The organism is Methylibium sp. T29-B, from assembly GCF_000576225.1.
Taxonomy (GTDB): Bacteria; Pseudomonadota; Gammaproteobacteria; order Burkholderiales; family Burkholderiaceae_C; genus Methylibium; species Methylibium petroleiphilum.
This window is the reverse complement of record NZ_AZSN01000136.1, coordinates 1-9,743: the sequence shown is the minus strand read 5'-3', so window position 1 is coordinate 9,743 and position 9,743 is coordinate 1. Positions and strand designations below refer to the sequence as shown.

At 71.3% G+C, this 9,743-nt stretch carries 8 protein-coding genes and 1 pseudogene; 5 read left to right on the top strand and 4 right to left on the bottom strand.

Annotated features, from left to right (window positions below):
• Positions 1 to 21 precede the first annotated feature (21 nt).
• The 3 genes from Y694_RS17040 to Y694_RS17030 all read right to left on the bottom strand — a co-directional run bounded on the left by Y694_RS17040 (position 22) and on the right by Y694_RS17030 (position 4,111).
• Positions 22 to 1,980 carry a site-specific recombinase gene (locus Y694_RS17040; RefSeq protein WP_155935851.1) on the bottom strand — a complete coding sequence of 653 codons (1,959 nt, stop codon included), beginning with the start codon at positions 1,978 to 1,980 and terminating at the stop codon, positions 22 to 24.
• A gap of 138 nt (positions 1,981 to 2,118) precedes the next feature.
• Entirely contained in the window at positions 2,119 to 2,493 is a 375-nt protein-coding gene (gene apaG, locus Y694_RS17035) for a Co2+/Mg2+ efflux protein ApaG (RefSeq protein WP_011831041.1), read from the bottom strand.
• A 10-nt stretch (positions 2,494 to 2,503) separates the two neighbouring features.
• On the bottom strand, positions 2,504 to 4,111 hold the full coding sequence (locus Y694_RS17030) for a tetratricopeptide repeat protein (RefSeq protein WP_036234687.1): 1,608 nt from the start codon (positions 4,109 to 4,111) through the stop codon (positions 2,504 to 2,506).
• Positions 4,112 to 4,248: 137 nt separating this feature from the next.
• On the opposite strand from Y694_RS17030, the gene rpe reads away from it, so the two are divergent.
• Positions 4,249 to 4,938 carry a ribulose-phosphate 3-epimerase gene (gene rpe / locus Y694_RS17025; protein WP_011831039.1) on the top strand — a complete coding sequence of 230 codons (690 nt, stop codon included), beginning with the start codon at positions 4,249 to 4,251 and terminating at the stop codon, positions 4,936 to 4,938.
• 28 nt (positions 4,939 to 4,966) lie between these two features.
• On the opposite strand, the gene Y694_RS17020 is transcribed toward rpe, so the two are convergent.
• Entirely contained in the window at positions 4,967 to 5,281 is a 315-nt protein-coding gene (locus Y694_RS17020; protein ID WP_011831038.1) for a hypothetical protein, read from the bottom strand.
• Positions 5,282 to 5,754: 473 nt separating this feature from the next.
• On the opposite strand from Y694_RS17020, the gene trpE reads away from it, so the two are divergent.
• The 4 genes and pseudogenes from trpE to trpC all read left to right on the top strand — a co-directional run bounded on the left by trpE (position 5,755) and on the right by trpC (position 9,637).
• The gene (trpE, locus tag Y694_RS17015) at positions 5,755 to 7,230 is read left to right on the top strand and encodes an anthranilate synthase component I (RefSeq protein ID WP_036234683.1); all 1,476 of its coding nucleotides are present in this window, start codon (positions 5,755 to 5,757) and stop codon (positions 7,228 to 7,230) included.
• Between the two features lies 1 nt (position 7,231).
• Positions 7,232 to 7,801: an aminodeoxychorismate/anthranilate synthase component II gene (locus Y694_RS17010; RefSeq protein ID WP_011831035.1), complete on the top strand. Its 570-nt coding sequence runs from the start codon at positions 7,232 to 7,234 to the stop codon at positions 7,799 to 7,801.
• Positions 7,802 to 8,837: pseudogene (trpD, locus tag Y694_RS17005) on the top strand (anthranilate phosphoribosyltransferase). It begins immediately after the preceding gene.
• Positions 8,834 to 9,637 (top strand): indole-3-glycerol phosphate synthase TrpC, encoded by an 804-nt coding sequence (gene trpC, locus Y694_RS17000; RefSeq protein ID WP_036234680.1) that lies wholly within the window; start codon positions 8,834 to 8,836, stop codon positions 9,635 to 9,637. The pseudogene trpD and the gene trpC overlap by 4 nt, the downstream one beginning before the upstream one ends.
• Positions 9,638 to 9,743: the final 106 nt, after the last annotated feature.

The following is a 9,743-nucleotide window of genomic DNA, read 5'->3' as shown; positions in this document are numbered from 1 at the left end:
GCCGGCCGAGCGCTCGCGTACTCACGTCGGCCGCGGGCCTCGGCCGGCCGGGGCTGCGGCGCGCGGCGGCAGCAGGAAGCTGATGAAACGGGTGCGCAGGCGGCGCCGCAGCGCCGCGTAGATGCGCGAGCGATCGGCGACGCGGATGCCACGCGAGCGCATCGCCACCTTGAAGGCGAGGAAGAAACTCACGCCGAGGTTGAGTGCGCCGGTGAGCGGGATCGCGGCCACGCACCACCAGAACGCCGGTTCGCGCAGCGCCTGCATGCCGAGGGCCCCGAGCGCCGCGGCGATCTGCCCGGTCGACAGCGTCACGTGGCGTACATCCAGCGGCAGCGCGAAGAAGGCCGCCAGCACCGGCACGATGCCGAGCATCAGGCCGAGCGAGATGTTGGCGACCAGGCCCGAGATGTTGGCGCGCCACCAGCGCGACCAGCGCTCTGCGCGCGGCGCACCCAGCCGCGCGAGGATGCGCGGGTTCCAGCGGATCGCGCTGTCGAGCTGGTGCAGCACGAACCAGTTCTCGGTCCAGCCGCCGAACAGGCTGGAGGCGAACAACAGCACGCCAGTGAAGGCCGCGTAGAACGGTGTCGGGCCTAGCGCGGTGAGGCTGTGCAGCACGTGCCCGGCGTCCTGCACGCCGACCAGCGGCGCACCGAAGGCCTGGGTGGCGAGCCACTGCACGCCCAGCACCACCGGCGCCACCATGGCCAGGTTGCCGACGATGCCGGCGGCCTGCGAACGGATCAGGTGCGCGACCTCGTCGACGAAGTCTTCCACGGCCGCGTCGTTGCCCACGTCGTCGAGCTTGGCGGCCATGGCCGGCGCGGTCATGGCCGGCTGCTTGGTGGCGACCGTCCAGTGCAGCAGGTAGATGAGGACGAAGCTCGCCGCATAGTTGAGCCCGGCGCCGAAGCCGGCCCAGAAGGCCGACAGCCCGAGCGCGAGCACCAGGAACTTCATGAAGGTGGTGCCGGCCAGCACCGCCCCGCCGCCGAGCGCCTTGCGCAGCATCGCCCACCACTCGCCGCGGGTGCGGGTGATGTAGTGCTCGCCGGTCTCGGCGCTGCGCTCGGCGACCTTGCGCGCCAGCATCGAGTACTGCCGCGCGAACAGCGCGCGGATGCTGCGCCGCTCGGATGCGACGCGCGCCAGCCCGGCCACCAGGTGCACCATCTCGCGCTCGCGCGAGCCGGCCGGCGCCAGCGCGCAGGCCAGCAGCGCGTCGACGCGCACGGTGCGGGCGCGCAGCTGGTCGACTTGGAACACCAGGTCGACCGACACGCCGTGTTCCTCGAGGTGCTGGCTCACGCTGTCGGCAGCCCGCCGGCACGCGTCGAGGAGCGCGCGCAGGTACTGTGCCTCGCGCAGCAGCGCGGCCTCGTCGCCGCCCTCGGCCGCCTCGCACAGACGCTCGGCGGCCCGCAGCAGCTGGCGGAAGGGCTTGTCGACCAGCAGCTCGGGGCTCATGCGCTGGCGTACCGCGCCGGTGGCACCGGCAGCACCGACCTGCGAGGCCAGGATCAGCAGCGCGTCGAAGAACGGCGCCCGCCAGCCGAGCGGCGGCTCGGCCGCCGGCCGGGCCTCGGCGAAAAGCGTGGTCAGCCGCGTCAGCGTGGCGTCGTCGATCGCGGCCAGCCATTCGGTGTCGCGCGGATCGCTGAACAGCAGGCCGAACAGCTGCGCGAGGTCCGTGGTGGCCGGCGTGGCGGGCAGGAAGCGCGAGCGCATCCGATCGCCGAACTCGCTGAACACGGCGACCCGCTGCGCGAACCCGAAGTCGGCCAGCAGGGTGGCCAGGTCGATCTCGCTGCGGAAGGCGCGCAGCATCCCGACCACGTCGCGCGCGGCCCGGGGTTGCGGTCGAGCACGTTGAGCAGGTGCCGCAGGCGCCGCAGTGGCAGCAGTGTGGTCTCGACGGTGGGCTCGGCGGCATCGCCGCCCAGTTCCTCGCGGAGGCGCCCCGGGTGGCGCAGCCATTCGACCAGGCGCACCAGCACAGGTGGCGCTCGGGCATGCCGGCGCGCGGGTCGGCCGCGTTGAGCAGCGCGGTGAGGTCCCAGCCGCGTCGGCCGGTGGGCTTGCGCCGCAAGCGGGGCGTGTCCAAGCGCGGCCGGTTCAATGCAGCGCCGAGTGCTGCGACAGCTCGAACGGCGGGATCGCGGCCTCGAAGGCCTGTGCGTCGGCGCTCATGCAGAAGTAGCTGCCCTGCATCTGGCCGCGAGGCGCGGCAATGCGGGCCCAGCTCTGGTATTCGAACTGCTCACCGGGCTGCAGGAGCGGCTGCTGGCCGATGACGCCCAGGCCGCGCACCTCCTGCCGGGCGCCGCTGGCGTCGGTGATCAGCCAGTGGCGGCCGATCAGCTGGGCGGGCACATCGCCGCTGTTGACGATGGTCACCGAGTACGAGAACGCGTACGCCTGTTGCTCGGGGGCCGATTGCTCGGGCAGGTAGCGCGCGACGACGCTGATGGTGAACTCGGGACGTGCCATGCCCCGGATTCTAGGGACCGGGCGCGATATCGAAGGCAATGCACACGCGGTCGGCGTCGGCGCGGAACGGCAGCGTGCGGTGGAACAGCGACGACGGGAACAGCACCAGGTCGCCGACCTGCGGCGCCAGCACCCGGCGCGGGAAGTGCTCGTGCCGGCGCGGATAGCCGTCGCCGTCGGTGCTGAACTCGATGCAGCCGTCGTCGCTGCCCTCGGCGCGCGGCGGCAGTGCCAGGTACACCACGCCGCTCAGCCAGCCGGTCTCGTGGATGTGCGAGGTGAGGTGGCCGCCCTGCCGCATCTTCACGTACCACGAGCTGCTGAACACCGGGTCGGCGGGGAAGGCGCGCGCGTACTCGCAATCGGCGCCGGCCCACTTCGCGCGGTAGGCGACGACCGCCTGCCCGATCAGCGCCGCGAGGCGGCGGAACGAGTCCTCGGGGCGCTTGAACAGGTTGCCGGCCGACTGGATGCCGTGGTGCAGCCGGCCCTGCTTGCGTTCGGCGATCTCGGCGTGTTCGATGTCGCGCAGCAACTCGGTGACGAGGGCGCTGCCCGGCGCGGCCAACGCGTCGATGCGGGCATGCTGCACGAAATCGAGCGGCGTGCGGCAGAAACCGTAGGGGTCGGGTTCGGCGAAGTTCGCGGCGTGGTGCGCCGACAGCGTGGCGAGAAAGGGCGAGCGGTGCGGGCTGGCGGACAGCATCGGCGCCAGCGCGGCGCGGAACTCGGCGTAGCGCTCGGTCTTGTACAGGCAGTAGAGGCGCCGCTCCTGCCAGTCGCGCAGCTGCGAACGCTCGAAGCAGGCGATGGCATCGCCCCATTGCCCGGCGGCCTGGAGCAGGACGCCGAGGTTGTGGTTGGCCTCGGGGTGCGCGGGATCGAGGCGGAGTGCGGCGCGGTAGCTGGCCAGCGCATCGTCGACACGGCCCTGGTCCCACAGCGTCTCGCCGAGATTGTTGTGGGCGTCGGCGTAGGCCGGGTCGAGCGCGAGCGCGTCACGCAGGCTGGCGGCCGCGGCGTCGAGCAGGCCGTGCGCACGCAGCGCCGAGGCGAGGCTCAGGTGCGCCCGGGCGGTGGGCGTGATCGCCAGCGCGGCGCGGTAGCACGCGATGGCGTCGTCGAGATGGCCCTGGGCCTGGCGCACGGCGCCGAGGTTCGCGTGCGCGGCGGCGTAGCCCGGCTGCAGCGCCACCGCGCGCCGCAGGCTGGTGACGGCCTCGTCGAGCTGCTGCAGATCCTTGAGCGCGGTGCCGAGGTTGTAGTGCGCCACCGCGAAGTCGGGCTTCAGCGCGACGGACCGCCGGTAGGCGGCCACGGCCTCGTCGAGCCGGCCCAGGCGGCCGCAGGTGGCGGCCAGGTTGAACAGCAGTTCGGCCGACTGCGGCGCCAGCGCCGCCGCCCGGCGGAAGCTGGCCGCCGCGGCGTCGAGCTTGTGCTGTTCCGAGCAGGCCGTGCCGTGCAGGTTGTGCAGGGCCGCATCCTGCGGGTGGCTCTTCAACAGCCGCGCCGCTGCGGTCTCTGCCTCCGGCCAGCGGCCGGCCTGGCAGTGCGCGAGCACGGCGTTCACCTCGGCCGGGTGGGGGCCGCGTGCGGAGCGGGGGGCGGGTCGTTGCATGGTGAGAGGGCGAGGACGCGTCGCGCAGCGTAGCCAGCGGCGCGCCGCATGGCTATGCGGCTGATGCCGATCCACGCGGCCGGCGACCGCGCTCCCTAGAATCGGCGCACGCCGACCCTCCGTGACCGATCGCCGCCATGTCCCCGCAACGCCACTTCCGTATCGCCCCGAGCCTGCTGTCGGCCGACTTCGCCCGCCTGGGCGAGGAGGTGAAGGATGTCATCGCCGCCGGCGCCGACTGGATCCACTTCGACGTGATGGACAACCATTACGTACCCAACCTCACCTTCGGGCCGATGGTCTGCGAGGCCCTGCGCAAGCACGCGGTCACCGCCGCCGGCGTGCGCGTGCCGATCGACGTGCACCTGATGGTGCAGCCGGTCGATGCGCTGGCGCAGGCCTTCGCCAAGGCCGGTGCCGACCTGGTGAGCTTCCACCCCGACGCCAGCACCCACGTGGACCGCACGCTGCAGTTGATCAAGGACGCCGGCTGCCAGGCCGGCCTGGTGTTCAACCCGGCCGCCTCGCTCGACGTGCTGGAGTGGGTGATCGACAAGGTCGACCTGGTGCTGCTGATGAGCGTGAACCCCGGATTCGGCGGGCAGAGCTTCATCCCGTCGACCCTGAAGAAGCTGGCGCGCGTGAGGCAGCTGATCGACGCCAGCGGACGCGACATCCGCCTCGAGGTGGACGGCGGCATCAAGACCGACAACATCCGCGCGGCCGCCGATGCCGGGGCCGACACCTTCGTCGCCGGCAGCGCGATCTTCGGCCAGCCGGACTACAAGGCGGTGATCGACGCGATGCGCGCGCGGCTCGCCGCCTGAGGCAGCGAGTGGGTTGCTATGCCGGGCCTCAGGCGTCCGGCGTGTCGAGCAGGTCGCGGAACTTGGACCAGCCGTTGCGCAGCCAGTAGAGGGTGCAGCCGCTGAGGTTGTCACCCGGCGCCCAACTCGGCCGCTGGCGCGGCATGCCCAGGTCCTTCAGGTCATCCCAGTACTCGCTGTGGACATGGCGCTCCAGCGCGAAGGCCACCAGCCGCTCGCTGGCGCGGTCGGTCAACAGGCGGTTCTGGGCGTCGTAGGCCGCGGCCCGTCCCGACGCGGGCTCGAGAAGCACCAGGTAGGGCTTTTCGATCGGAGGAAGCAACGGGGCGGTTTCAGCGCTCATGACGACACGGCCTTGGAACGGTTCAACTTCTGGCGCCACTGTGCCGGGTTGGCGGCGCCGGCTCATGCTGGAGAAGACCCTGTGGAAGCCGAGTGCGATTGCTCCATGTTGCATTGCAGCAAGAGAATGTTGCGCCGCCGTGTAGCGCTCCCGGGCGCAGCGTCCCGACTGTCCTCCGCAGGAGCACTGCGGAAGTACCGCGGGACTGCATCGCCCGGCGGCCCCAGGCGCATGGCGCGCGATGCGCTGGTGCGCGAACTCGAACGCGCGCCTGCTAGACTGGCCTCATGTTCATGTCGCGCAAGCACATCACGGGGTCTCACGACCGGGGAGCCTGGCCCTGGCGTCGCCGGGCCGGCTGACCCGCGACGCTGCGTCTGGCCGGCTTCACACCGGTCTTTTAGCAGCCACCCGATGTCTTGTTTGCGCGGCCGCCCGCTCCCGGGTGGGCCTGGGCCACGGAGGGCCCCGACGTGATCACCGAACTCGAATTCAAGAGCCTGGCCGAGCAGGGCTACAACCGCATTCCGTTGATCGGCGAGGCGCTCGCCGACCTGGAAACCCCGCTGTCGCTGTACCTGAAGCTGGCCGGAGGCCGGCCGCTGAGCTTCCTGCTCGAGTCGGTGGTCGGCGGCGAGCGCTTCGGGCGCTACTCCTTCATCGGCCTGCCGGCGCGCACGTTGCTGCGCGCCACCGGCGAGCACTGCGAGGTGGTGACCGACGGCCAGGTGACCGAGACGCACCACGGCAACCCGCTGGACTTCATCGAGGCCTACCAGAGCCGCTTCAAGGTGGCGCTGCGGCCCGGCCTGCCGCGCTTCTGCGGCGGCCTCGCCGGCTACTTCGGCTACGAGGCGGTGCGCTTCATGGAGCCCAAGCTGGCCGGCGCGCGGCGCGAGGGCGGCATCGGCACACCCGACATCCAGCTGCTGCAGACCGAGGAGCTGGCGGTCATCGACAACCTGTCGGGGCGGCTCTACCTGATCGTCTACGCCGATCCGTCGCAGCCCGAGGCCTACTTCCGCGGCAAGAAGCGGCTGGCCGAGCTGAATGACCGACTGCGCTACAGCGTGACCGCGCCGGCCGTGAAGCGCGGCCCCTCGCACGCGGTGGAGCGCGAGTTCGCGCGCGCCGACTACGAGGCCGCGGTGCTGCGCTGCAAGGAGTACATCGCAGCCGGCGACTGCATGCAGATCGTGTTCGGCCAGCGCCTGCGCAAGCGCTACACCGAGAGCCCGCTGTCGCTCTACCGTGCGCTGCGCTCGATGAACCCGTCGCCGTACATGTACTTCTATGACATGGGCGACTTCCAGATCGTCGGCGCCTCGCCTGAGATCCTGGTGCGCCACGAGCAGGTGCCCGAGGGCCAGAAGGTCACGATCCGCCCGCTGGCCGGCACCCGACCGCGTGGCGCGACGCCCGAGCGCGACCTCGCGGTCGAGGCCGAGTTGCTGGCTGACCCGAAGGAGCGCGCCGAGCACCTGATGCTGATCGACCTGGCGCGCAACGACATCGGCCGCATCGCGCAGACCGGCTCGGTCAAGGTGACCGAGGCCTTCGCGGTCGAGCGCTATTCGCACGTGATGCACATCGTCAGCAACGTCGAGGGCCTGCTGAAGCCGGGCACGACCAACATGGACGTGCTGCGCGCGACCTTCCCGGCCGGCACGTTGAGCGGTGCGCCGAAGATCCGCGCGATGGAGATCATCGACGAGCTCGAGCCGGTGCAGCGCGGCATCTACGGCGGCGCCTGCGGCTACCTGAGCTTCGCTGGCGACATGGACGTCGCGATCGCGATCCGCACCGGCATCGTCAAGGACAACGTGCTCTACGTGCAGGCGGCGGCCGGCATCGTGGCCGACTCGGTGCCCGAGCTGGAGTGGAAGGAAACCGAGCACAAGGCGCGCGCCGTACTGCGCGCGGCGGAGCTGGTCGAGGAGGGCTTCTGACATGCTCCTGATGATCGACAACTACGACAGCTTCACCTTCAACCTGGTGCAGTACTTCGCCGAGCTCGGCGAGGAGGTGAAGGTGTTCCGCAACGACGAGATCACGCTGACCGAGATCGAGGCGCTGCGGCCCGATCGCCTGGTGCTCTCGCCCGGCCCCTGCTCGCCGGCCGAGGCCGGCATCTGTGTCGAATCGATCCGCCACTTCGCCGGCAGGCTGCCGATCCTGGGCGTGTGCCTGGGTCACCAGGCGATCGGCGCGGCGCTGGGCGGACGCATCGTGCGCGCACAGGTGCAGATGCACGGCAAGGCGAGCGAGATCACGACCGACCGGCACGGTGTGTTCGCGAACCTGCCCGAGCGCTTCAACGTGATCCGCTACCACTCGCTGGCGATCGAGCGCGCGACGCTACCGGCCGAGCTGGCGGTGAGCGCGACCACGCCGGACGGCGAGATCATGGGCGTGCGCCACCGCTCGCTGCCGATCGAGGGAGTGCAGTTCCACCCCGAGTCCATCCTGACCGAGCATGGCCACGCGATGCTGAAGAACTTCCTCGAAGGAGCTCGCTAGATGATCACGGACACCGCCGCCCTTCAGCGCACGATCGAGCACCGCGAGATCTTCCACGACGAGATGCTGCACCTGATGCGACGCATCATGAGCGGCGAGATGTCGCCGGTGATGATCGCCGCGCTGGCGGTGGGCCTGCGCGTCAAGAAGGAGAGCATCGGCGAGATCGCCGCTGCGGCCACCGTGATGCGCGAGTTCGCGACGCCGGTGCCGGTGGCCGACACCGAGCACCTGGTCGACCTGTGCGGCACCGGCGGCGACGCCGCCCACACCTTCAACATCTCGACCACCGCGATGTTCGTCGCGGCGGCAGCCGGCGCGCGCGTGGCCAAGCACGGTGGGCGCAGCGTGTCCTCCACCTCGGGCAGCGCCGACGTGCTCGAGGCGCTGGGCGCCAGCATCGACCTCGCGCCGGCGCAGGTGGCCGAGTGCCTGGCCGAGTCGGGCATCGGGTTCATGTTCGCGCCCAACCACCACCCGGCGATGAAGCACGCCGGCCCGGTGCGCAAGGAACTCGGTGTGCGCACGATCTTCAACATCCTCGGGCCGCTCACCAACCCGGCGGGCGCGCCGAACCAGTTGATGGGCGTGTTCCACCCCGACTTGGTCGGCATCCAGGTGCGCGTGCTGCAGCGCCTGGGCTCGCGCCACGTGCTGGTGGTGTATGGCATGAACGGCATGGACGAGATCTCGCTGTCCGGCGAGACGCTGATCGGCGAGCTGAAGGACGGCGAGGTGCGCGAGTACACGGTGCATCCGAGCGACTTCGGCCTGCCGGTCTACGACACCCGGGGGTTGAAGGTGGGCGAGCAAGGACGAGTCGGTCGGCTGCATCCGCCGCGCGCTCGCCGACGAGGCGGGGCCGGTGCGCGACATCGTGCTGCTCAACGCCGGCGCGGCGCTGTACGCCGCCGACGTCGCGCCATCGATCGGCGAGGGTGTGCGCCTGGCGCGCGAGGCGGTGGCCTCGGGTGCGGCGGCGAAGACGCTCGAGCGGTTCGTCACGACGACGCGCCGGCTCAAGGGGGCGGCGTGAGCGGCGAAGACATCCTGCAGAAGATCGTCGCGGTCAAGCGGGACGAGATCGTGGCCGCGCGCAAGCGGCGCTCGCTTGCCTCGCTGCGCGCCGACGCAGAGTCGGCCGAACGGCGCGCCGACCTGCGCGACTTCACCGGCGCGCTGCGCGGGTGCGTCGCGGCCGGCCGGCCGGCGGTGATCGCCGAGGTCAAGAAGGCCAGCCCGAGCAAGGGCGTGCTGCGCGAGCACTTCGTGCCGGCGGCGATCGCCGAGAGCTACGCCCGCCACGGCGCGGCCTGCCTGTCGGTGCTGACCGACGAGCGCTTCTTCCAGGGCTCGGTCGACTACCTGTTGGCCGCCCGCGCCGCCTGCCCGCTGCCGGTGCTGCGCAAGGACTTCATGGTCGACGACTACCAGGTGTTCGAGGCGCGCGAGATGGGTGCCGACTGCATCCTGCTGATCGCCGCCTGCCTGGCCGACGCCCAGATGGCCGACCTGGAAGCGGTGGCGCAGGCGCTCGGCCTGGCAGTGCTGGTCGAGGTGCACGACGGCGCCGAACTCGACCGCGCGCTGCGGCTGAAGACGCCGCTGGTCGGCATCAACAACCGCAACCTGCGGACCTTCGAGGTCACGCTCGACACCACGCTGGGCCTGTTGCCGCGCGTGCCGCCGGACCGCCTGCTGGTGACCGAGAGCGGCATCCTCGCGCCGGCCGACGTGCGGCGCATGCGCGAGGCCCAGGTGCACGCCTTCCTGGTCGGCGAAGCCTTCATGCGCGCGCCCGATCCCGGCTTGGCGCTGGCCGCGCTGTTCGGCTGAGGCGCGTGACCGCCGCCGATAGCGCGCTGGACGACGAGGCCCTCGACGCCGGCTGGCGGCCGGTGGTCGGCGCCTTCCGCGGCTCGGTCGCCGGGCAGCGGCTAAT